Origin of the sequence: Kitasatospora sp. NBC_01246 (genome assembly GCF_036226505.1) — a bacterium.
Lineage (GTDB): Bacteria > Actinomycetota > Actinomycetes > Streptomycetales > Streptomycetaceae > Kitasatospora.
On sequence record NZ_CP108484.1, the window covers coordinates 6,337,998 to 6,360,150 of the forward strand.

The following is a 22,153-nucleotide window of genomic DNA, read 5'->3' on the forward strand; positions in this document are numbered from 1 at the left end:
GGTGAGAGGGCCGAAGACCGTGCGTGCCCACGGACTGGCGGAGTTTGCGTCTGACATGAGAATCCCCCGATCGATCGGAAACCGGATTGTGGCGGACGGTCAGCTGCCTGAACGGTGACTCAGTTCCCTTACGAGGTAGTCGACTTCGGCCCGCCAGGCCCGAACCTGGTCGTACGTGGGCCCGAGCTCGTACAGGTGGTAGTGGCATCCCAGGCTGAGCTGGGCCCAGAGGGCCTTCACGCGCCGAGCCGTCTCCGCCGCCGTGGAGGAGTGCAGGAGGAGCAGCTTGGCGCGACCCGAGGTGGGGTGGCGCAGGCCGGGCAGCGCGACCTGCAGCGTGAGGTCGACGCAGAGCTCCAGGGCCGTCCGAAGCGCGAGGCACGCTCCGCGATGCCTGCCCGTGGTCGTGACGCCGGCGAGTTCGCCGTCGAGCAGACGGTTGGCAGTCAGCAGCAGACCTCCGACAGAAGCGGAGCAGTGGGTGGTCATGCGGCCACCTCCGGCTTGCGGATCTTCTGCGCCAGATCCTCGACGTCCGAGACGAAGCGGTGGGGAACGGAGATCGAGGTGCCGTCGGGGTGGGCTCCACGCTGGCACTTCCGGATGAGAAGCCACGCCTGGTCCCTGTACCGGCGGCGCACCTCGGACTCGACGTCGCCGACGCGTCCCACATCACCGAAGAGGGCGATCGCCGCGACCTCCTGGAACCTCTCCGCGCTGTCGAGCGCGTCCTGGAGGTCCCGCTCCGATCCGCCGGCGCGGTGGTGGCGGATCCACGCGGCCTCCAGGAAGGCGTTCTCCAGGGCGATACGGCACAGGCCGGGCAGCACGTGGCTGTACGTCTCGGCGGGAAGGCCCCGGGTGGAGGCGATGGCCCGGGCGTCGCCGATGGCCTGGGCGACCGGGTCGTCGACGCACTCGACCTTCACCCGGGACCCCTCGCTACGCGTGACCTGGAAGACCGCGACCGGCAGTTCCAGGTCGGTGAACGCCTTCTGCAGGCGGGTGTCGTGCGTGAAGACGACGATCTGCTGGTGCCTGCCCATCTCGTGGAGCACCTGGGCGAGTCCGTACACCTTGGTCGGGTCCATGGACTGCACGGGGTCGTCGATGACAAGGAAACCGAACGGGCTGTCCGCCGTCGTGGCCCTCGGCAGAAAGAGGGAGAGCGCGAGGGAATGCAGCTCACCCTGGCTCATGACGTCGAGCGCGGGAGCGTCCTGGCCGTCGACGGAGGCCGCCATGACGAGCTTGCGGACGCTCGCCTTCTCGCTGCCCTTCAGGCTCACGGCCGTGAGGTCGACGTTGCTCTCCTGCCGCAGGCGCTCCCAGATGTCCTGCGTGGCGCTGGTGAAACGCTCCATGCGCCGCTCCCGCAGTTCGGTGGTGAGGTCCTTGAGCCACTTCACCGCCTTGCGGAGGTTGCTCAGCAGGGGCTTGTCCCGCTCGGCCGCGCGCGCCCGGCCCGCCCAGGCGGCGAGCCGGACGACGAGCGCGCTCCACCGCTCGTCACGCTCCTCCAACTCGCGGGCCGCGGACATCCTGATGGTGTCACAGGCGTCGGCCAGGACCATGGCGGCCTCCTCGGCGCTCCGGGCGAGCTCGACGGGGTCAGTGATCTGCCGGCAGTTGATCCACACCGTCCACGGGTCATCCAGGGAGGCGGGGATGCGCGCGGGGGATTCGATGAGGTTCTGGAGGTCCCGCGCGCCCGTCTGTACGGCGGAGCGCGCGTCCTCGGCGGCCTTCGCCTCGCGATGCAGCTCCGCGACCTGCCGGGAGGCGCGGTCGTACCACTCCCGTCCGAGGACCCGTTCCGTTCCGCACGCCGGGCAGACGTCGTCGTAGGGGTGCCGGTCGACGTGCGCGAGAGCCTTCTCCAGCAGGTCTGCGTGCAGCCGGGCGTTCTCGGCGTCGGTACCGCGAAGGTCCTCCACGTCGGCGAGGGCGATGCGCAGCCGCTGAACGGCCTGCCCGACCTTCTCCAAGTCGGGACCACCCACCCCGGCCTCGACGCGGAGCTCGGCGAGCCGGCTGTCGTCGGCCAGGGGGAGGCCGGCGAGGAGCTCGTCGATGGTGTCGAGGTCCAGGGCGCCCGGGGTGTCCACGGCGACCAGGGCCTGTACGGCGCGGTCGTCGTTCTCCAGCTCGTAGAGGGCGTCCTTCAGGCCGGGCAGGGCGTCCCTCATCTCCTTCGCGGCGGCGGTGAGAGCCTTCTCCCGCGCGTTCAGCCTGTTGGTCGCGGTGGAGAGCAGCTCCATGCCAAGGATGGCGGCGATCGCGTCGTACCGCTCGGACGGCTTGCCGGTGAGCATGAGGTCGAGGTCGGTGTACGAGAGGAACGGCCGGTGGTCCGCGAGGGCCGTGTCCCAGCCGACTCCGGCCAGGGGCACAATTCCGTGGCCCGGACGCTTGAAGGTGGCCTCGGAGCTTCCGAACTCCTTGCTCGTCCAGGTGCGGGTGAGGGTACTGCGACCAGTGTCGCCCCTGATCGCGAGCTTGACCTCGATCGTGGGGTCGTCTCCGGCATGGAGGTTGGACCAGCGGCCGCCGCGCGTGGCGTCCTGGCCCGGCCGATGGGCCCTGGCGCCGGTGAAGCCGACCTCGATGGCGTCGGCGAGGCTGGACTTGCCGGAGCCGTTACGGCCCACGACGAGGTTGACGCCTGGGCGGGGGCTCAGGCTCAGCCGGGCGCGGGGGCCGATGCCGCGGAAGCCGTTGACGGCGACGGAGTCGAGGTAGACGCGCCCGGAGGGAGCCGACGAAGTGGCGGTGCCGGCGGCGTTGCTGTCGAGCGCTTCACGGATAAGGGCTTTGACGGGTTCGGGGAGGGCCGACTCGGCCAGGCGCTTCGCCACCGTCTCGGCGAGGGGGAGCGCGGTCTGCTGGTGCTGTTCCTTCTCGGTCACGAAGGGCCTCCTGCGCGGTGTGGCGGGGTTCGGCGGTATCGATCCGCCTTCTGACAGGAGGAGACGATAGGGAGGAAGCAACCTCTTAAGCCTTCAAAAGTTGATAACTGGGGTTATCAACTTTCTCCTCTCTAAAGTAGTTGAGGGCCTTCACTCGGTACCTGGCCTGACGAGGGCCTCCTCAAGGCGGCAATCAGTCTGCCGGACGCCGCGACGCACGTCCGGTCCGCCCACGGCGACAGCTCCAACACCGGATCCGACCCGAACACCGCCCCGGAGCAGGCCCCCGACAACTCCTCCGTCGCCATCACCGCCGTCGACTGCCTCGACCAGCCACACCCGAGGGACTCGCAGCCCTACTGGGACCTTCTGGAGCACGCCAACCAGGAGGCCGGAGTGTTCGGCACCTCCGCCGTGCTCGCCGAACTCACCTGCAAGGACTGGCCCGCCGGGCGGCAGCAGCCGCACCGCGTGAACGCCGAAGGCCTGCCCCCGGCCCTGGTCGTCGGCACCACCGGCGACCCGGCCACGCCGTACCAGTGGTCGCAGGGCCTCGCCGCCCAACTGCCCGGCGGCATGCTGCTCACCTTCGAGGGGTCCGGCCACACCGCCTACGGCCGCAGCAACGCCTGCGTCAACGACGCCGTGGACGCCTACCTCATCAACCTCAAGCCGGTTCCGAGCGGGACGATCTGCTGAACGGCCGCGACTCCCGTCGCGCCGCCCTCGCCCCCGCTCGCCGCTCGCACCACTGGAGACCTTCCACATGCCCGTCGACATGTCCCCGGACTCCTTGCCCGCGTCAACACCCTTCCAGCCCCTGCAGCCCGACGACCCGGCCGAAGTAGGCGGCTACCGGCTCCACGCCCGGCTCGGAGCGGGCGGCATGGGGCGGGTCTATCTGTCCTACACACCCGGTGGCCGGCCGGTGGCCCTCAAGACGGTCCGGCCGGAGTTCGCGCAGGACACGGAGTTCCGGTGGCGCTTCGCGCAGGAGGTCACCAACGCCCGGCGGATCCACGGGCTGTACACCGCCCAGGTGATCGACTCCGACACGGACGACGGCGTGCCCTGGCTGGCCACCGCGTACGTTCCGGGCCCGTCGCTGCACCAGGTGGTCCGGGAACACGGTGCGCTACCGGTGCGCACGGTCCTGCTGCTGATGAGCGGGATCGCGGAGGCACTGCAGGCGATCCACGGCGCCGCGGTGGTGCACCGGGATCTCAAGCCCGCCAACGTACTGCTCGCGGCCGACGGTCCGCGCGTGATCGACTTCGGCATCGCCCGCGCGGCCGACGCCGTCGCGCTGACCGGCACCGGCTTCCGGATCGGTTCGCCCGCCTTCATGGCGCCCGAGCAGGCCCTGGGCCGGCCGGCCACGCACGCGACGGACGTCTTCGCGCTGGGCTCGCTGGCGGCGTACGCCGCCAGCGGCACCCAGCCGTTCGGCGAGGGACCGGAGACCACGGTGCTGTACCGGGTGGTGAACGAGCAGCCGGATCTCGGCCGGGTCCCGGGCGACCTGCACGCGATGCTGCTGCGATGCCTGGCCAAGCAGCCCGAAGACCGGCCGACTCCCGCCGAGATCATCGAGGCCGCCCGCAACCCCCCCGCTGCGGGCGGGGGGCTGCGCTTCGCCGACGACTGGCTGCCCACTCAGATCAGCACCGACATCACCTGCCGCTCGGACCTGCCGCAGGACTTGCCCCCCCGAGGTCGTTGCCGTCCAGGCCCTGCCCCGTTCCTACGGCGCTGCGCAGCCCCCGCCCGAGGTGCGGACCGCCTTGCTTCCGCCCCCACTGCCGACGGGTGTCGCTCCCGTGCTACCCCCGATGGGCAAGCCCCGCCGCAAGACCGCGACCTGGAAGACGGTACTGCTGTTGTCGGCGTTGGTGGTGGCTCTCGGCGGCACGGTCGGCGGCGTGCTCCTGTCCGACAAGCTCGACCGGATCCTCGCAGCCACGGGATTGGCCGGCGACAGCCCGACGGCCGGTGACACCGGCCCGGACACGGCGGCACCGGCGGCCGACGGCCCGAGGCCGACCGACCCGGCGAGCACGGCCGCGTACACCGCGGCGTACACCGAGGCGATCCTGACCGCACCCGACGACTCCTACGACTTCGACCTCGAGACCGGCAAGTTGATCCCCGCGCAGTCCACCGAGTGGTCCGTAGGGCACGACGCCAACGAGTTCCTGGTCCCGACGGGAAGCGACGCCGCCATCACCCCCAGCGGGCGGCCAACCCCGGCCGATTGCTCGACGGCCATCGACCGGCATCCGGCGCCGGCCCTCGACTTCAGTGACCTGCCGCCCGGCCGAGCCTTCTGCCTGCGATCGAGAAGCACTCACGCCATAGCGATCGTGCGGGTCATCTCCGTGACCGGCAACGGCCCGGTGAAGGTCTCGATGGACCACTACCGCAGCGACAGCTAACCCTCCCGCTCCCATCCGGCTGCCGTCGCCGGAGCATGAGCCGTGAACGCGGCGGGCGAGTGCGGTGAGGAGTCTCCCGTCCTGAGACGACTCCGGTCGTCAATTGCGCGGCTGCCGAGGAGCCGGCTTCACCCGGGCACGCGGCGGCGTATTCCGGGGTGATGTCCGCGCAGCTATCCGCCGGATCAGGGGTGCCGTCGGGTGCGGGAGCCGACGGCGGGAAGTCAGGGTCGGGGCCGGCGGTGAACCACTTGGCCTCGGTGGAGGGCACGAACACGTTCGGATGAGGTGTCACGAGATGTCACGGCTCTCACGCGCCTCTCACGGACTGACCGTCATGAGATGACATCAGGCATCCTGCGGGTGGACGAGATAGGCCCCGACCTGCGTCATTCCGACTGATGAACACCGGTCGGACACCCTCTCGGCCGCGGGAGGTCAAGGGGTCGCAGGTTCAAATCCTGTCGTCCCGACAGTGATGTCGGACCGCTGGCCTGGGAGCGATCCCAGGCCAGCGGCCTTTTTGTTGATGGGCCGACAGGTGGTCGGCGATTGTGGTGCCGTCGTCGTGGGTGCCGGCGACCGGGCCGTTGTCGGGCGGGGTCAGCGGCGGCTCAGGATTTCGGCGAGGCGGCTTACTCCGTCGGTGCCGTGGCCGAGGGCGATGGTGCGGCGGACCAGGCCCTCGGCGGCGCGCATCAGTCCGGACTCGATGCCGTGCGACTCGGCGGTGTGCACGACGTGGGCCATGGTGGAGACCGCCGAGGTGAGCGGGTTGATCGCGCCCGAGTAGCTGCCGCTGTCGAAGTCCTCGGCGAACTCGGCGAACAGCGGGGGCAGGATCGCACCGATTCCCTGGGCGAACGGCGCCAGCTCCCGCCCGGCGATGCCCTCGGCCTTGGCCAGCGCGAGCGCGTGCACGAAGCCGGCCATCGCCGTCCAGAAGATGTCCAGCAGCGCGATGTCGAAGCCGGCCGCCCGGCCGATCTCCTCGCCGAGGTGGGTGTGGGCGCCGCCGAGCGCCGCCAGCACCGGCGCGTACCGCTCGTAGAGGTCGGCCGGTCCGCTGTGGATGAGGACCGCCTCCGGTGTGCCGATGCTCGGGGCCGGCGTCATGATGGCGCCGTCCAGGTACCCGATGCCGTGCTGCACCGCCCAGGCAGCCGTGGCCCGGGCGCGGTCCGGCGAGTCTGCGGTCAGGTTGACCAGCGTCCGGCCCTTGAGCGCGGCCTCCACCTCCTCGCGGTGCAGCACGGCGTCCGAGGCGTCGTAGTTCACCACGCAGATGACGGTCAGCTCGCTCGCGGCCACGGCCTCCTCGGGCGTGGCCGCGCTCACGGCGCCCCGGGCGACCAGTGCGGCGTCCCGGCCCGGGGTGCGGTTCCAGACCGTGGCGTGGACGCCGGCGTCCAGGAAGGCGCCGGCCAGGGCGCGTCCCATCGGCCCGAGACCGAGCACGGTGACGGTGGGCCGGGTCAGGTTGGTGGACATATTTCATCTCCTGTAGACATGGTGGTGGACAGCGACGACTCCGGGGGGAAGAGATGACGCGCGGTCAGGCCGTGAACCCGAACGTGTGCGGGGTGACCGCCGTGGTCGCCGTGATCGACGGCAAGTGGAAGACATCCCTGCTCTGGCTGCTGGAGGCCGGCCCGCAGCGCCCCGCCGAACTGCGCCGACTGCTGCCCGGCCTCAGTGAGAAGGTCCTCACCCAGGCCCTGCGCGAGATGGAGTCCGACGGCCTGGTGCACCGCGAGGTGTACGACGTCCTTCCGCTGAAGACGGTCTACTCCCTGACCGACTTCGGCCGCCGACTCTCCGACGCGCTCGGCCCGATCTCCGACCTGGGCCACGAGCGGCTCGACCGGATGGCGGCCGAGCAGGCCGAGCAGGTAGGACGGGTCGAACTGCCGGTCTCCTGACCTTTCTGTCATCTCCCTTCGCCCCCTTCTGGGCACCAGTCTCGTGGCGCTGCATGCGGCTGCCCAGTACGCACAAAGAAGTGGCTACTGGGTAGGGACGCGCTGGTCGCCAGGTGACGGGACCACACCGCCGATATCGTGGCTGTCCGGCCGGACGGACAAGGGGCCGGTACTTCCCTGGGCCGGTAGCCCTCCGGCGGTTGACTGCGTCGGGTACGACACCGACCGACAGGGAGCGGCCTGTGGAGAAACCGGGTTCGAGGACTTGCCCCAATTCACCGGGACCAGCGGGAGGAGCGTGCGCTGCCGGTGGCTCGTCGCCACCCCGGAGGACTCGTGGCGGGTGCCGTCGCCTCCGGCCTTACCGGTGCTCTCCCGCTGGATGCGGGGGCGGCGCGGCGGCGACCGAGGCGTGGCGCGGGCAGCATCGATGACCCGAGCCGAACCCGCAGACGCTGGGTGCGGCGATCCACCATCCCATCCGGCTCGCCATGATGGCCTTCCTCTCGGGCGGTGCCAGGCGGACATGGCTCTCACCGTCCCGGGAGGGTCCGGGGGCACTCGACCGGCACTTGGCCGGGCTCCAGGCCCTCGCCGCCGGAGCCCGCCAGGTCGGATCGCGGGCCAGGCAACCGCCCTCGGACACGGCAGCAGGCTCTCGCGCGGGCTGAGCCGGAGCGTGGGCATCGGCAGCCGGTCAGGTCCGGTGCGATTCGCCGCTGTCCGGCGCCGGGGCGATCGCGTCGGTCGGTGACGGCTGTCTGGTCGATGTCGCCGAGCTCCACGCAGGTGAGTTCAGCATGGACGAACGGCGCGTCGCCCGCCGCGGCCACATCCTCGACTGGAACCGCGCGCCGGGCGGTAGGCAATCGTTCCGACAGGGCCGGCTCGTTGCCCGCGGCGATGGTTCGGCAGAGTTGATCGGCGCGCGCTCCTGCGGACTCGAAGGCGGACCCCAGCTGGCCGGCACACTACTCACGGGCCGGGGCTAACGCGGCCTCCGCGCAGATGCTCGGCCAGCCTGTGGAGTTCGTCGCGGCTGGCGGTTCAATGCCCGGCTCGCGCTCCTTCGGCACACTCGAGCGGATGCACGCGTGGGGCCGGTCGAGGAACGTGTCCCGTCCGGCGAGCACCGAGTAGCCGCCGACGCCCTTCGTGTCGCCCTGGACGCGGGGCGGGAACGACGGTAGCCCCCGAAGGCCGCCGCGGCGAGGTAGCGGGCGGACTCGTTCACGTATACGGCGACGGCCGGGTTCTGGGGCTTAAGTCTCGATCTTGCCTGGACCCCCGGATCAGGCTGCAGGACACTGCCATCAGGGCCACGCGCAGCAGCTGCTGCCCGGAGACAACCCAGGCTGGCTGGAGAGGGCCTCTGCGAGCCCGCGGCCGGGAGTCCTGGTGGTCAGCCTTCCGGGACCCGGCCTCTGCGCTTGTCCGGGCCTGCCGCAGTGGCGGAGGTGGACCCCCAGGCGGCGAGAGAGCTGCGGCTCGGAGGATCGGACGGGCAGTGCGGTGTGCTCGGTGCCAGGCCTCCGGTCGGCTGGTCCTCGCCTGTAGGGTCCTTTGAGCTGGCTGCTGATCCCTGCCAGCCGGGCAGGACTCGGCGATCCCGACCTCGCCATGTACGCACACTCTCGACACGGAGGACTGATGCCGACCCCCGGCGCTCCCGACATCCTGGACCTGTTCGCCGGCCCCGGCGGCTGGTCCGAAGGCCTGCGCCGATACCACGGCCTCACTGACATCGGCATTGAGTGGGACGCTGCCGCCTGCCAGACACGGGCTGCCGCGGGGCATCCGACTGTCCGCGCGGACGTCGCGCAGATCGCAACCGCGCCCATGTTCGGCCGCATCCGCCGTCTCATCGCCTCCCCGCCCTGCCAGGCCTGGTCGCGAGCAGGCAAGCAGCTAGGGCTGCAGGACCAGCCCCACGTTCACCAGGTGATCGACGACCTCGCCCGCGGCCGGGATACCCGTGCGGAGCTGCTGGCGGAATGCCTGGATCCCCGCTCCCTGCTCGCTGCCGAGCCGATGCGCTACCTCCATACCCTGCGGCCCGAGGACACCGTCATGGAGGAGGTACCCGACGCGCTGCCGTTGTTCCGCCACTACGCGGAGATCCTCCGGGGGTGGGGCTACAGCGTCTGGTGCGGCAACCTGAACGCGGCGGACTTCGGTGTGCCGCAGAGTCGGCGGCGAGCGCTCCTCATCGCGTCCTGCGTGCGTACCGCCCAGCCCCCCGAGCCCACCCACACCGAGCACGGCGAAGAAGGGAACCTCTTCGGCGAGTCCCGCGCCCGCTGGGTGTCCATGGCAGAGGGTGTTGGCTGGGGGGCCACCGACCGGCCCGCGCCCACCGTCACTGCTGGCGGTGGTAAGACCGGCGGCGCCGAGCCCTTCCCGACGCAGGCCCGCCGCGCCCTGGACGTATCCCGGGAACGCGGTGCGTGGAAGAACCGCATCGCCGCGTCGGACGGGGCGCGCATCACCGTCCGGGAAGCCGGCGTGTTGCAGTCCTTCCCGGCGGACTACCCCTGGCGGGGAACACAGACGAAGCAGTATGAGCAGGCCGGCAACGCCGTCCCGCCGCTGCTAGCCGCGCACGTGGCTGCGGCGGCCTTCGGCCTGCCCCAGCCACAGGAGGAGGAAGCAGCAGCGGTGCTCTGACCAGTCCGTTCCGTTCGACTCCATGAGACTGGGACCGTCTTCGTGCCGCTGGTTGGTGTGACTAGACGGGCGCGTCTTCAGGCTGGCGTCTCCGGCCTCCTGGACCTTTGCCTTCCTCCGTCGCTTGCATGACTTGCGGCGCGCTGACGGCAGCTCGGCGTTTCCGGCCGTCCGGGCAGAACTCCCGCTACCGCTTCTGCCGTACCCCGCAATCGGCCCGGGGCGAGTTCCGCACGTCCCAATCCGGATAACCCGGACACGCAGGCAGGGGCGACGCCTGGGTTGATGCCAGCCGCCTTGCTGAAGCTGTCTGTGCTTGATGCCAGACTGCAGCGCGTGACGATACAAGAGGGTCTGCCGTTCCCGCAGGACGCTGTTCAGGCTGGCATGCAGGAGTCGCGGGCGTTGGCAGCGAAGCACTCCCGCCGCGACACGTTCCGCACCTGGGATGTCCCGCGTGACGACATGAGCAAGATACCGCGTGAGTGGCGGATTCAGCCCGGCCTTGTGCAGCAGGTCCCCGATGACCTTGCCGAGTTCGTCGAGTGGTTCGACGGCCAGCCAGAGGCGCGGGAGCGCTTCCGATGGGCGTTGCGTGACTCCCTCGATGAGCTGCTCGACGGTCAGCGGACGGGGCGCTGGGCTTACCAGCACCTGACGAAGACCGAGAAGACATATCTGGGGACCGCCGTCGAGGTGAACCTCACGAAGGAGTTCGACATAGCCAACGGCAAAGACCTCGACTGGTCCATCGCCGACGTGGACATTGACTGCAAGTTCTCTAAGGATCTCGGCGGCTGGGAGATTCCGATGGAGATGTACCAGTGCGCTGACCACGGCGAGCGGGGCGGCCGCGCCGACCATCCTGCACTGGTGGCCTGGATGAGTGACGACACGAGTGAGTGGGCCGCGGGCATCGTACGGATCACTGATGAGCGCCTGCGCTGGAGGAAGGGGCTGGATGCAAACGGCGACCGCGTTCGTGCGTACAACCGGGACAACAAGCGCAAGCTTGCCGACACCGCCAAGTCTGACGTGTACTGGCTGTGGGGTGGCCTCCAGACAGATCTGCCGACGAACCTGCTGCTCCGCCTGGATATCGGTACACGCGAGCGGATCCTCACAGCGTCGCTGCCGCGTCGGCCGTCGTCGGGCCAGCAGCGGCTGAATCAGCTGTTTCGCGAGGTGCAGGACCGGATTGTCGGCCGACAGACCGTATTGACCGTCGGTCAGCAGGACGACTCGCCTAAGCGTGCCCGCGACGCACGCAATGATCTTCGTCCGGAAGGCATCGTCGTCCTGGGTCATCAGGGCTCGCACCCGCACGTCGCCCGCGCGCTCGAACTGCCAGCACCGGTCAAAGGTGAGTGGATCTCCACCCGCCTTGCCCCTGTCTCACCTGATGATGAGCGACCGAAGTTCTCGCTGGACGGCCAGTTCTGGGCACGCGCTCGTGGGAATGAGCCGACCCATCCCGCGCCTGATCTTCCTGACAAGCGAAAGATCGATGGGCAAATGGATTGATCAGGCCAGCGATCCATCTCCGCCTTGTCCATCCCGGCGTCGGGTAGACGGCTGGCCGGTCCGGCTGAGGGCAGCGGAAATAGGCGGAGTCAGCCGCTCGCGAGCCTCCATGGGCCTGGGGCAAGTGGTGGCAGTTCAAATCCTTTCGTCCGGGCAGTGATGCCGGAAGGCTGTCGGCTGGGAGGAATGCCAGGCCAGCTGCTCCTTGTGTGATGCGGCATCAGGTTCGACGCCGGGTTGCTGCCGTCCTGTTCGGGCCCACTGGGGACCAGGGTGCTCCCCGATAGGCCGGCCCGAGCGTGGCGGGCGGCGTACCTGGTTTTCGGGTTGTTGTAAGAGACCCGGGGTGGCCGGAGCGCCGCGTCCCGGGGCTGGATCGGGGTGGTGGGCTCCGGCCGGGTGTGGGTGGGTCAGAGGATGAGGTAGATCGCGGCCGCGAGGATGACTACCAGGCCGAGCACGGTGCCGCAGAGGATGAGGATGTTCCGGCCCTGGGGGTCGGGTGGGGGCGGAGGCGGCCGGCGGGGTGGGGACGGGACCGGGGGCGGGGCGGGGCGTCGGTCGGGTGGTGGGGGGTCGGGCGGGGCGGAGGGGCGTGGCGGGTCGGTGGGTGGGGTGAGGGTGCCGGGGGGGAGTTCGTGGAGGAGGCGTTGCCACAGTTCGGGTGGGAGGTCGGGGGGTGCGGCCTTGGCGCCGGGGGGTGGGACGAGGTGGCGCAGCAGCTCGTGTTCGACCGCGGTGCCCTCGTAGAGGAGCGCGCTCAGCAGGGCGTCGAGGGCCGGTGCGTGGCGCCGGTCGCGGACGTGCGGGGCGACGGCCCACTGGAACAGCCAGGCGGCGCGGCGGGCGAGTTCGGTGGTGGACTCGGCGGACGGGTCGGGCCGGCCCCGGTCGGTGCGGTAGAGGTACAGCCGTTGGTCCAGGACCTCCGCGCAGAGGCGGTGTTCGTCCTCCGGGTGCCGCTGGGGGCTGCGGCGGTGGAGGACGAGCAGCAGGCGGCGGGTGGCCGGGTCCGGGAGGTCCTCCTCGCGCAGGATGTCGAGCAGGGGCCGGTCGCCGATGCCGTCGGTCAGCCGTAGCAGGTAGGGCAGCAGGTCGTTGGTCGAGCCGGGCCGGAGCAGGGCCCGGCGCAGTTCTTCGGTGGGCGGCACCGCCGGCGGGGCGGGGCGCTTGGGCGGGACGTAGACGGGCTGGTCGTCGGGGTCCGGGGCGGGGACTGGGTCGGGTTCCGGGGCGGGGACTGGGGCGGGGCCCGGGGCGGGATCCGGTCTGGCCGCCCGGACGCCGAGGGTGCGGGCGAGGCGCCGCAGGCGCTCCTCGGCCGGCCAGGTCGCGGCGTCCCGCAGCTCGCCGGTCAGTTCGGGCAGACCGGCCGCCCGGCGGCCGGTGGTCTCCAGACAGCGTTCGACCAGGCGGGCCGCCAGCTCGTGGGCGAGGTCGGCCTCGGGGCGGCGCGGGTCCACCCGGGAGCGGGGCTGCTGCTGCCCGGAGTCGGTCGCCCAGTCGGCGACCCAGGTGACCAGCAGGTCGTGGCGGTCCGTCACGTCGTAGGTCGCGAAGGTCCACGGCTGCTGGAGCCAGGTGTGGCCGAAGATCTCGTGCAGGCCGCTGATCACCGCGGCGGACGGGTTCCGCTCGGGCCAGCCCGGTAGGGCGTCGCTGCGCAGGGAGAGGCGGTGCCGAGGACGGCGCAGCAGGGCCGCGGTGGCGACGGTGAGCGCGTCGGTCACCCCGGCGATCCGGGCCGGGGTGTCGGCCCAGGTCTGTTCGGCGCTGTCCCGCAGCAGGGCCCGGGAGACGGGCGGGCAGCGGTCGGTGGCCTCCTCGGCGAACCGCTTGGTGCCGAACGACCAGTCGCGCAGCGCCAGGGAGAGCCGGGCGCCGAGCACCTCCTGCTGGCCGAGCAGCAGGTGGCAGGCGGTGTTGGGCCGCCCGCCCAGGTCGGCGGTCGGCCACCGCCGGATGACCGCCGCCTCGCCGCGCTTGGTGACCGTCCGGACCAGGCTGGGGCGCAGCGCGCCGTCCACCCTGAGCAGCGGGGCGAGCTCGCGGGCCAGCTCGTCGGCGCGTTCCGGCGGGCAGGACCACGCGGCGGCGGCCATGCCCGCGCCGCGCCGCCCCAGATTGCCCTGCCAGCGGAACACGATCTGGTCGACGGTGCTGTCCGGGGCAGTGGCGCCCGGGGCGCTCATCCGGTCACCTCCCCGGGGGCGTGGCCGTCGGCCAGCTCGATGATGCCGTGCATGGCGAGCAGCGAGATCAGCGGCTCCAGCACCCGCTGCGCCCGGACGCCGCGCGGGTAGCGGCTGTCCTCCTGCCGCCCGCCGGTGGCGGAGGAGATGTGCAGGGTGCAGTGCAGGGCGGTGTCGAAGGGGCGCAGCCAGGCCTTCCCGGCGTGGCGGTGCAGCAGCGCGTACACGTCGCGGCTCTCCTCAAAGAGCCGTCGGCGGCTCAGCGGAAGGTGGCCGGGCTCGGTCAGCCAGCGGTCCACGGGGGGCTCGGAACGCAGCAGGTCGGCCTTGGCGACCACGACCGCCGAGGGGACGGTGAGGTACGGGCCGTTGCGGGGGATGCGGTCCAGGGCGGTGGCGAACGCCGGGTCCCCGTCCCGGTTGACGTGCAGGCCGAGCGCGGTGCGGATCTCGTCGAGCTGCGGCAGCGGCATGGCGAGGGTGGGGTCGACGACGAAGACCAGGGCGTCGATGCCGAGGAGGAACCGCAGCAGCGCGTCGGTGCGCAGGAGGTCCTCGCCGGCGAGGTCGAAGAAGGCCAGCGGGCGGACCCGGCCGCGCGCGTCGGTGATCAGCAGGGACTCCACGAAGCGGGCGGAGTCGCCGGCGCCGAGCCCGGCGGTGTGGGCGAGCACGTTGCCGTCGCGCAGCGGCACCACGCGGTCGTTGAGGAAGCTGGCGTGCTGCTCCGGGTTGACGGACTGCCAGCTGACGCCGTAGGGCTTCAGCCGGTCGTCGGCGATCTCGGCGATCATCTGGGTCAGCAGGTGGCTCTTCCCGGTGTTCGACTGGCCGATCATGGCGACGGTCAGCGGACGCCCGTTGGTCAGGTAGGGGACGGGGATGTGGTGCGGCGGCGTCGCCGGACCGCCCTCGCAGAGCTGGAAGGCGCCGCGCAGCTCGTCGGCGAGCACCCGCGGGTTCTGCTGGTCGGCGAACCGGTAGGGCTGGAGGTCCTGGACGGCGTCGGGCACGTAGAGGGCGTTCGGGTCGAACCGGATGGGTTCCAGGCAGTAGGGGCAGAGCACGCCGCCGGGGTCGGCGGCCGGGTACCCGTACGGCGCGCCGTCCGGGCCGGCCGTCGCGTCCTGGTCGGCGGCCGCCGGGGCGCCGTACCCGGGGAGCGCGGCGTACCCGGGCAGCCCGGTGTCGCCGGGGTGCTTGAGGGCGACGGCCCGGTCGAACTCGGCGCGGTGCCGGCCGAGGCCGTCGCCGCCGGCGGTGCGGCCCGCGCCCGGGCGCCGGTCGGGCGCGAGCAGGCCGAGGAGCGCGGCCGGGGCGGGCCGGTCGGCGGCGCGGGGGGCGAAGGAGGACCGCATGGTGTGGGCGAGCGAGCGGTGGTCCGCGAGGTCGGCGGGCTCCCGGTCCGGGTCGCCGGGCCGCCCGGTGACCAGGCGGTACATCACCTGGGCGGTGCTCCAGAGGGCGTCCCGCGGGTCGGTGCGTCCGGTGCCGCCGCGCACCTCCGGCGAGGCGTACGGCGCGGGGCCGCGCGGGGTGCGCGGCCGCCCTGTGTGGGCCACCGCGTCCAGGCCCCACAGCTGGACGGCCCGGCCGTCCCAGCGGACGGTGGCGGGGGTGATGCCGTGGTGGACGAGGCCGAGTTCGGCGAGCAGGGCGGTGGCGTCGACGAGGTCCCGTTCGACGGTGCGCAGCTGGGTGACGGCGAGGCCGTGCAGCCGCGCGGCCGGGGTGCCGCGCGGCGGCCGGTAGAGCACGAACGGCTCGGCGACGTCCAGGTCGTAGCCGATCACCACGGGGAAGAGCCGGGCGAACTCGGTGTCCCCGAACGTGCGGTGCAGCCGCAGGGCGGTCGCCGCCTCGGTGTCGAGCGCGTCGCGGGCGGCGTCCGTGACCCCCGTGCCGGGGGGCGCCGCCGCCCGGACCTGCACGCACTTGACCGCGCCGTCGAGCAGGGTGTTCCGCATCAGGGGGGCGTCGCGGACCACCGGCCCGGTCGGGTCGGGGCCGAACCTCGCGGTGGCGAGCAGGCGTCGCCCGGCGGGCGTCAGGTAGGGCAGGTCGACGCCCTTGGGGCGGCCGGGGTCGCCGGGGCTCCGCGGCCGGACGGGCCCGGTGGTGCTCACCACTGCTCCTCCTCCTCGGGCAGCGAGACGTGCCGCTGCCGGACGGTCTCGACGACGCCGGCCCGCAGCGCGGTGAGCCGCAGCTGCCCGGCGTAGCGGCCGGCCGCCGTCCGGACGTCCCGGACCTCGGGTCGGCCGGGCGAGGTCCGGTGCCCGCCGGAGCCGTCCTGGGCGGCCTCCGGGGCGAACCGGATCAGGGCGACGGCGTCGGGGTTGCGGCTGAGCAGGTCCAACTGCTCGGCCGAGTTCAGCTGCAGCAGGCCCTGGCCGTCCTGGTCGGGACCGGCCGCGTCGGCGGCCCGGCGGATGTCGATGCCGAGCAGCCCGGCCGGGCCGCTGCGGGCCCGGTGCGGCGCGGCGAACGGCGGGGCGGGCAGGACGTCGTTGCGCCGCAGGTGGTCACGGGCCACCGCGAGCAGCTCGCGCACCCGCTCGGCGATCCGCTCCTGGGCGGCGTCGCCGGCGTGGCCGCGCTCGACCGCGCCCCAGTAGGGCTCCAGGGCGGTCAGCGTGGCGTCCGTGAGGTCGCCGGCCAGGGTCGGCACCAGGTCGGGACCGCCCTTGGCCTCCCCGCGCTCCAGCCAGCGCGGGCCCGCGGCGGCGGTGCCGGGCAGGGGCCCCGCCGGGCGGACGGGGTCGGCCGTCCGGGCCTCCTCCCGCCGCTCGCTGCCGCCTCCGGAGGGGACGCTGGTCCAGTCGTACTCGTCGGGTTCGTCCGGTTCGGCCGGCTCGTCGCCCTGGTGGTGGTCGTCCCGCCCGTACGGGGTGGACGCGTCGTTCCCGGGTTCGTCGTCGGCGGTGCGGCCGAGCCAGTCGTCGTCGCTCTCCGCCATGGCCTCGGGCGGGTCGGCCCCGAGGTCGCGGGTGGCCTCCTCCTCGGCGGCGGTGACCGAGGCGCGGAGCACCCCGACCACCGACAGCGCCGCGTCGGCGCAGTACCGGCGCTCCTCGACGGCCCAGAACTCGCGCAGGGCGCGGGCGAGGAGCTCGTCCAGGCTGTTCAGTCCGTCCTGCAGCGGTGTCACACCGCGTTCCAGGCCCCAGCGCTGGGCGTGGTCGTGCCAGGTGCGCAGCAGCAGCCAGCCCCCGAGCCCGAGCCCGGCCGGCAGGCCGAGCGCGCCCGCCCAGACCGGCAGTCCGGCCGCGCCGGCGGTCGCGGCCGCCACCGCGGCGCCGAGGAGGGCGGCCACGCCGAACCGGCCGGCGTCGGAGGCCCGGCCCGGGCCGCCGGGCAGCCGGGTGACGGCCCGCAGCATGCCGAGCACGAGCAGCACCGGGACGGTGAGCGCGGCCGGCAGCGCCGGCCAGGTCCAGAACCCGCCGAGCGCGCCGGCCAGCCCGGTCAGGGCCAGCACGCCGGAGCCGGGCGGGTCGGGCGGCAGCGGACGGTCGGGTGGCGCGGCCTCCCGCAGCCGGTCCAGTTCGGCGATCCGCGGGGCGTTGGAGAGTGGCTGCACCTGCTCGGCGAGCAGCGACAACTGCTGCTCCACCGAGCGCAGCGACAGGCCGTCGCGCAGCAGCCCGAGGGCGAGGCTGCGCAGGCTCTCGCCGATCTGCTCGCCGGTGGTGGTGGCGGGATCCACGGCGACGCCCAGCCGGGCGAGCCTGGTCGCGGACTCGGCCGCGGACTGAGCGCCGACGGTGCCGCCGTCGCTGCGCAGCACCTTGCCGATCAGACTGCCGTAGCGGTCGAGCGCCGACCGGGCCCGGTCGAGCGCGGACTCCAGCTCACGGCGGCCGGCCCCGTTGACGAGTCCGGCCGGACTGCCGAGGGTGACCAGTTCGGCCTCGGCGTCCGACAGCGCGTCGACGACCTCGTGGCGCACCCGGGAGGTCTCGCCGCCGTCGACCGGCCGCCCTGGGGTGCCGGTGGTGGAACCGGCGACCAGACCGGCGAGGGTGGTGGGCAGGGTGGCGCCGGTCAGGACGGTCGGACCGGAGGTGTGCGAGCCGGCGAAGCGGAGCAGCGCCTCGCTCCAGGCCTGGCCGCGGACCTCAGGGGAGAGGCCGTGCTCCAGGACGCGCAGGGCCGGGGCGGCCACGCCGTCGGGCAGCGAGCCGAGCAACTCCAGTGTCTCGTCGAACAGTTCGGGCATCGCGAGGACGTCGACCAGGACGGCCAGGGCCTGCGGGTCGGCGGGCCCGGCCTGGTCGGCGGCGCCGTGACCGGCCTGGAGGTCGCCGGCCCAGAGCAGGCCCGCCTCGGGGGCGCGCAGGGTGGCGGGGCGCACCAGCCGGCGCTCCGCCGGGAGGTCCTCGTCGGAGCGGGCCGGGAGCCCGCCGACCAGGAGGCAGAGCACCCGCACCCGGCCGGGCGTGCGGTAGCCCATGATCTGCTCGAACCGGGTGCGGTGCTCGTCCAGCCCGGCGGGGGTGTCGACCACCAGGAAGCGCTGGTCGTGCGGTTGGACCAGGCCCTGCGTCGCGAGCCGGGCCGAGACGGCCGCCCGCAGCACGGCAGGGTCCTCGCCGGCGAGTTCGGCGGTGCGCAGATCGAGGTGGACGACCGGCGCGGACTGCGACAGGGGAGTGCTCAAGCGGGCTCACCGCCCCGGCGCTCCGTGCTGCCCGGCTCGCCCGGCTCGTCCCACCAGGAGGTGGAGCGCGGCTCGTCGGGGAACTCCCGCGGGGGTTCGCCCCGGGCGGCGGACCGGTCGGTGCTGCGGTCGGTGCTGCGGTCGGTGTCCCACCCGGTGTCCCGGTCGCTGCCACGGTCGGCGCTGCGGTCGGTGTCCCACCCGGTGTCCCGGTCGGGGCGTCCCATGAACCCGGTGTCCGGGGCGGGCTCCTCCCGCCGGTCCGCCGGCCGGGGGGAGGGCTTCGTCCAGTCGTCGTCGTACGCGGCTCCGGCCCGGTCGGCCCGGTCGGCCCGGTCGGCCCGGTCGGCGCGCGACTCGTACGCGGCTCCGGCCCGGTCGGCGCGGCCGGCCCGGTCCTCGTACGGGTCCCGCTCCCCGCCGGCGGTGCCGTGGCGGTCGTCGTCGTACGGGTCCCGCTCGCCGCCGGTGCGCTTCGGGGCGGGCTCCCAGCCGCGCGCGCGGCCCCGGCCGTCGGGCCGGTCGGCCGGGCGGGCGGTGCCGAAGTCGTCCTCCTCCCGCACCGGCGGGACGCGGGTGCCGTACGCGTCCTCCTCGGTGTCCTCGACGGCGCGCGGGGACAGCTCCCCGCGCTGGATGACGTCCAGCAGCGTCTCCAGGTTCGGCTGGACGGCCCGCTGGTCGCCGAACTCCAGCTTCAGCGCGGCCGGCAGGGTGTCCGCCCAGAACTGCCAGAGCGGGCGGAACCAGCCGTCGACCCGCTCCCCGCCGATCTCCCGGCGGGACCGGAGCATCCGCAGCTGCTGCGGGGCGATCTGCTCGACCAGCCGGACGAACAGCGGGTCCGGCCGGCTGGCGGAGCGGGTCAGCCCCGCCGGGCGGGCCGCCATCAGCCGGCTGCAGTAGTCCTCGACCGTCCGTTCGTCGTCCAGCACCGTCCAGCGCTCGTAGGCGCGCAGCAGCTCGGCCCAGCTGGAGACCCCGTTCTGCTGCTCGCCGAGCCGCAGCCGCACGCCCGGCACGTCCACGCCGCGGTCGCGGAACAGCCGCAGCCGGATCAGGTGCGGGGAGTCCTCCGGCCCCTCCAGCACGTCCACCTGTCCGTTCCAGAGCAGGCTGAGCAGCCGGTGCAGGATGAGTCGGCGGTCGGCCTCGGTGGAGACCAGCCAGTCGTCGCGGTGGCCGAGCCGCTGGCGCCAGCGCAGGACGTCGTCGCTCTGCTCGTTCTCCTTCGCCTTGGCCCACTGGCGCAGCATCTTGCGGGCCTCCGGCACCTGGGTGAGGCTCATCTCGCTGCGGAACAGCACGACCGTGATCGACTGCGTCTCGACGCCCCGGAACTCCGCCCGGGCGTCCTTCGGCAGCCGCAGCGCCTTGCGCAGGAAGTCCTCCACCTCGTCCGCGGACTTCACCCGCGGGTACGTCACCAGAGCCTTGAGCGGGCCGGTGCCCTCGGGCACGAACCCGGCCGGCAGCAGCCCGGCCAGCTTGCGGCCGAACTGCTCCAGCGCCTCCTTGCTGACCTGCTCGGCGTCCTCCGTGCTCCCGGCCGCCGCGGCCAGCAGCACCCCCATGGCGGGCAGCAGCGGGCGCTCCTCCAACTGCTCCCCGCTCTCCGCGAAGAGCCGCTTGACGCCCGCCTCCACGGCGGTTTTCACCTCGCCGACCGCGTTGCCGGGGTTGCGCCGGCTGAGCGCGTTGGCGGAGCGCCACTCCTCGCCGCCGACCAGGCGCATCAGCAGCGCGGCCTCGTCCTCGGTCTCGGGCAGGCCCTCGCGCGCGGTGAGGCGGGTCACCAGGTCGTCGTAGAAGTGCTTGAGGTCGCGCTGCGGCGGCAGCAGGTAGGAGACGCCGGTGCGGTCCTCGTAGAGCGTCTGGGACTGCTCGGCGAACGCCCTCGGCTCGTCCCGGGCGTGGTTGCGGAAGGCCGTGGCGAGCCGGCCGACCTCGGCCTCCAGCGCGCGGGCGGTCGGCTCCCAGCGCTGCTGCTGGCTCTTCCAGCCCTCGTGCCACAGCTGCCGGCTGCGCCAGCGGTACCAGGCGTCCTGGGCCCGCAGCACGGCCTGGACCTCGTCGTCGCCCCAGCGCGGCTGGGCGAGCCCGCCCATGCGGCGCCGGATCCTCGGGGCGGACGGCGGCTGCTCCCGGGTGCCCGGCGGCAGCGGGGGCGTGTGGGTGCGCTGGTCGAGCAGGCCGAGGAAGCCGAGGCGGGCGAGGTCGTTGCCGTCCTGCGGCACGCCCCGCACGATCCGCTGCACGGTGAACGGGTCGACCTTCGCCAGCAGCCGGTCGACCGCCCTGCGGGGCGCGAAGTCCTTGGCCATCTCGGCGGTGCGGACCGCCACCTGCCGGGCCAGGTTGGCGAGTTCGGACTGCATGTCGCCGAGCCGGGCGGCCAGCCCGGCCTCGATGGCCGAGCTGCCGCGCGGCTCGGGAGACGGCGGCTGGATCTCCAGGGCGGGCCGCAGCAGGAGCTCCTCCAGGCCGGAGTCGGTGAACATCTGCTTCACCAGCTCCTCGGCGGAGTGGCCCGGGCGGTGCGTGCGGTCGTCGAGCTGCTGGACGGAGGCGCGCAGGATGCGGCCGGATACGAGCGAGGCCAGTTCGTCCACCGGGGCGGTCATCGAGGCGACCAGGCTGGTGGAGACGCCGCGGCGGCCGATGCCGGACGGCGCGGTGGCGGCGCGCTGCGTGCCGCGGTTGATGAAGCTCGCGGCGAAGGTCTGGTAGTCGTCGTCGGCCCGGGTGCGGGCGGTGCGGCCGTCGCCGAGCTCGGTGCCGATCAGCGACATCACCAGCGACACCATCGAGCGGCGCAGGTCGTCCGGCCGGATGCCGGCGGTGCGGTTGAACAGGAAGGCCGTCGGCAGGATGCCGGTGCGCAGCCGGATCGGGGCGGTGTGCGGGTAGCGCACGCGCAGCGTCAGGTCCTCGTCCAAGTCGCCGAGTTCGGCTCCCTCGACCGGGGCGTTCTGCTCGTCGACCAGGCGGAAGAGGTCGACCAGGGCGCGGGCCGAGTTGAGTTCCGCCTCCCGGCCGCCGCCGCTCGCCGCCGGGAACGCGGAGGGCATCACCACCAGCGGGTAGATCTTGACGCCGTCGAAGCCCTTCTCCCGGAAGGCGTGGTTGATCAGGTACAGGTAGTCCAGGAAGATCCCGGCGCCGGTGCCGCCCGCGACGGAGAACGCCACGAAGACGTCGCAGCCGGAGACCGGGCCGCCGCCGAGCTGGCTGAGCACCCCGCCGGAGCGGGCGAGCGCGTCGATGGCCTGCATCAGCGGTTCCAGGACCGGGTCCAGCCCGCCGCGGAGGGTGCCGAACAGCCCGGCGCGGCCGACGGTGGGCAGCTGGCCGGCGCCGTTCTTCAGCGGTACGACCCGCGGCTCGTTGTTGCGGGGCGGCAGCCAGGCGGCCGTCTCGTCGGGCAGGCTGGCCCGCAGCATCTTGGTGACGTCGGGAGAACTGTCGAAGTTCGGCAGCAGGTCGTGGGTGGAGCGCGAGGTGCGGCTGAAGACGGGACGCAGCGCCGGGGCGGCGGAGGCGTGCGGCAGCCTCGACAGGTCGGTCTCGCTGAAGTCGGCGTAGACGAACTGCAGGCAGTCCGGCAGCTGGTAGGGGGCCATGGCGCCGAGGCCGGTCAGCGCCGTGCCGTCCGGCCCGCAGAGTTCGGCGCGCAGCCGCCGGTCCAGCTCGGCGCCGACGAGGCCGCCGGTGCCGCCCAGGCCGACGAAGAGCATCGGCTGGAAGATCTTCATGTGTTCCGCCTCCATCCGGCCGCGCGGTGCGGCCGGTTCGGGTGTGGGGTGGGGCGAGGTGGACGTGCGTGGGGTGGGCGTGGGTC

General features: G+C 73.1%; 13 protein-coding genes. 6 read left to right on the forward strand and 7 right to left on the reverse strand.

Annotated features, from left to right (window positions below; genetic code table 11):
• Nucleotides 1-99: 99 nt before the first annotated feature.
• Together OG618_RS27430 and OG618_RS27435 are read right to left on the reverse strand one after the other, a co-directional pair.
• On the reverse strand, nt 100-489 hold the full coding sequence (locus OG618_RS27430) for a hypothetical protein (RefSeq protein ID WP_329490206.1): 390 nt from the start codon (nt 487-489) through the stop codon (nt 100-102).
• Nucleotides 486-2,909 (reverse strand): AAA family ATPase, encoded by a 2,424-nt coding sequence (locus OG618_RS27435; protein ID WP_329490207.1) that lies wholly within the window; start codon nt 2,907-2,909, stop codon nt 486-488. Before OG618_RS27435 ends, OG618_RS27430 begins: the two co-directional genes overlap by 4 nt.
• A 396-nt stretch (nt 2,910-3,305) precedes the next feature.
• On the opposite strand from OG618_RS27435, the gene OG618_RS27440 reads away from it, so the two are divergent.
• The 3 genes from OG618_RS27440 to OG618_RS27450 all read left to right on the forward strand — a co-directional run bounded on the left by OG618_RS27440 (nt 3,306) and on the right by OG618_RS27450 (nt 5,344).
• Nucleotides 3,306-3,608, forward strand: a complete 303-nt coding sequence (locus OG618_RS27440) for an alpha/beta hydrolase (RefSeq protein WP_329490208.1) — start codon at nt 3,306-3,308, stop codon at nt 3,606-3,608.
• Between the two features lie 67 nt (nt 3,609-3,675).
• Nucleotides 3,676-4,905 carry a serine/threonine-protein kinase gene (locus OG618_RS27445; RefSeq protein ID WP_442906871.1) on the forward strand — a complete coding sequence of 410 codons (1,230 nt, stop codon included), beginning with the start codon at nt 3,676-3,678 and terminating at the stop codon, nt 4,903-4,905.
• Nucleotides 4,832-5,344: a hypothetical protein gene (locus OG618_RS27450; RefSeq protein ID WP_329490210.1), complete on the forward strand. Its 513-nt coding sequence runs from the start codon at nt 4,832-4,834 to the stop codon at nt 5,342-5,344. Before OG618_RS27445 ends, OG618_RS27450 begins: the two co-directional genes overlap by 74 nt.
• A 603-nt stretch (nt 5,345-5,947) precedes the next feature.
• Here the strand turns inward: OG618_RS27450 and OG618_RS27455 are convergent.
• A complete protein-coding gene (locus OG618_RS27455) occupies nt 5,948-6,835 on the reverse strand; it encodes an NAD(P)-dependent oxidoreductase (protein ID WP_329490211.1) in 888 nt (295 codons plus the stop codon).
• 53 nt (nt 6,836-6,888) lie between these two features.
• Here OG618_RS27455 and OG618_RS27460 point away from each other — a divergent pair, with 53 nt between their 5' ends.
• The 3 genes from OG618_RS27460 to OG618_RS27470 all read left to right on the forward strand — a co-directional run bounded on the left by OG618_RS27460 (nt 6,889) and on the right by OG618_RS27470 (nt 11,457).
• Nucleotides 6,889-7,266 carry a winged helix-turn-helix transcriptional regulator gene (locus tag OG618_RS27460; RefSeq protein WP_329490212.1) on the forward strand — a complete coding sequence of 126 codons (378 nt, stop codon included), beginning with the start codon at nt 6,889-6,891 and terminating at the stop codon, nt 7,264-7,266.
• Between the two features lie 1,650 nt (nt 7,267-8,916).
• Nucleotides 8,917-9,933, forward strand: coding sequence for a DNA cytosine methyltransferase (locus OG618_RS27465; RefSeq protein ID WP_329490213.1), 1,017 nt, complete (start codon nt 8,917-8,919; stop codon nt 9,931-9,933).
• 336 nt (nt 9,934-10,269) lie between these two features.
• Nucleotides 10,270-11,457 carry a NaeI family type II restriction endonuclease gene (locus OG618_RS27470; protein WP_329490214.1) on the forward strand — a complete coding sequence of 396 codons (1,188 nt, stop codon included), beginning with the start codon at nt 10,270-10,272 and terminating at the stop codon, nt 11,455-11,457.
• 410 nt (nt 11,458-11,867) lie between these two features.
• Here OG618_RS27470 and OG618_RS27475 read toward each other — a convergent pair whose 3' ends face one another.
• The 4 genes from OG618_RS27475 to OG618_RS27490 are packed head-to-tail and all read right to left on the reverse strand — an operon-like array spanning nt 11,868 to nt 22,067.
• A complete protein-coding gene (locus OG618_RS27475; protein WP_329490215.1) occupies nt 11,868-13,649 on the reverse strand; it encodes a hypothetical protein in 1,782 nt (593 codons plus the stop codon).
• Nucleotides 13,646-15,775, reverse strand: a complete 2,130-nt coding sequence (locus OG618_RS27480; RefSeq protein WP_329490216.1) for a hypothetical protein — start codon at nt 15,773-15,775, stop codon at nt 13,646-13,648. Before OG618_RS27480 ends, OG618_RS27475 begins: the two co-directional genes overlap by 4 nt.
• Nucleotides 15,772-18,312 carry a hypothetical protein gene (locus OG618_RS27485; RefSeq protein WP_329490217.1) on the reverse strand — a complete coding sequence of 847 codons (2,541 nt, stop codon included), beginning with the start codon at nt 18,310-18,312 and terminating at the stop codon, nt 15,772-15,774. The genes OG618_RS27480 and OG618_RS27485 overlap by 4 nt, the downstream gene beginning before the upstream one ends.
• Nucleotides 18,309-22,067, reverse strand: a complete 3,759-nt coding sequence (locus tag OG618_RS27490; protein WP_329490218.1) for a tubulin-like doman-containing protein — start codon at nt 22,065-22,067, stop codon at nt 18,309-18,311. Before OG618_RS27490 ends, OG618_RS27485 begins: the two co-directional genes overlap by 4 nt.
• Between the last annotated feature and the right edge of the window lie 86 nt (nt 22,068-22,153).

Excerpts from the sequence above, each read along its gene's own strand:
- OG618_RS27430 (WP_329490206.1), bottom strand. The coding sequence starts at position 489 with ATGACCACCCACTGCTCCGCTTCTGTCGGAGGTCTGCTGCTGACTGCC.
- OG618_RS27445 (WP_442906871.1), top strand. The coding sequence starts at position 3,676 with ATGCCCGTCGACATGTCCCCGGACTCCTTGCCCGCGTCAACACCCTTC.
- OG618_RS27455 (WP_329490211.1), bottom strand. The coding sequence starts at position 6,835 with ATGTCCACCAACCTGACCCGGCCCACCGTCACCGTGCTCGGTCTCGGG.
- OG618_RS27460 (WP_329490212.1), top strand. The coding sequence starts at position 6,889 with ATGACGCGCGGTCAGGCCGTGAACCCGAACGTGTGCGGGGTGACCGCC.
- OG618_RS27465 (WP_329490213.1), top strand. The coding sequence starts at position 8,917 with ATGCCGACCCCCGGCGCTCCCGACATCCTGGACCTGTTCGCCGGCCCC.
- OG618_RS27475 (WP_329490215.1), bottom strand. The coding sequence starts at position 13,649 with ATGAGCGCCCCGGGCGCCACTGCCCCGGACAGCACCGTCGACCAGATC.
- OG618_RS27490 (WP_329490218.1), bottom strand. The coding sequence starts at position 22,067 with ATGAAGATCTTCCAGCCGATGCTCTTCGTCGGCCTGGGCGGCACCGGC.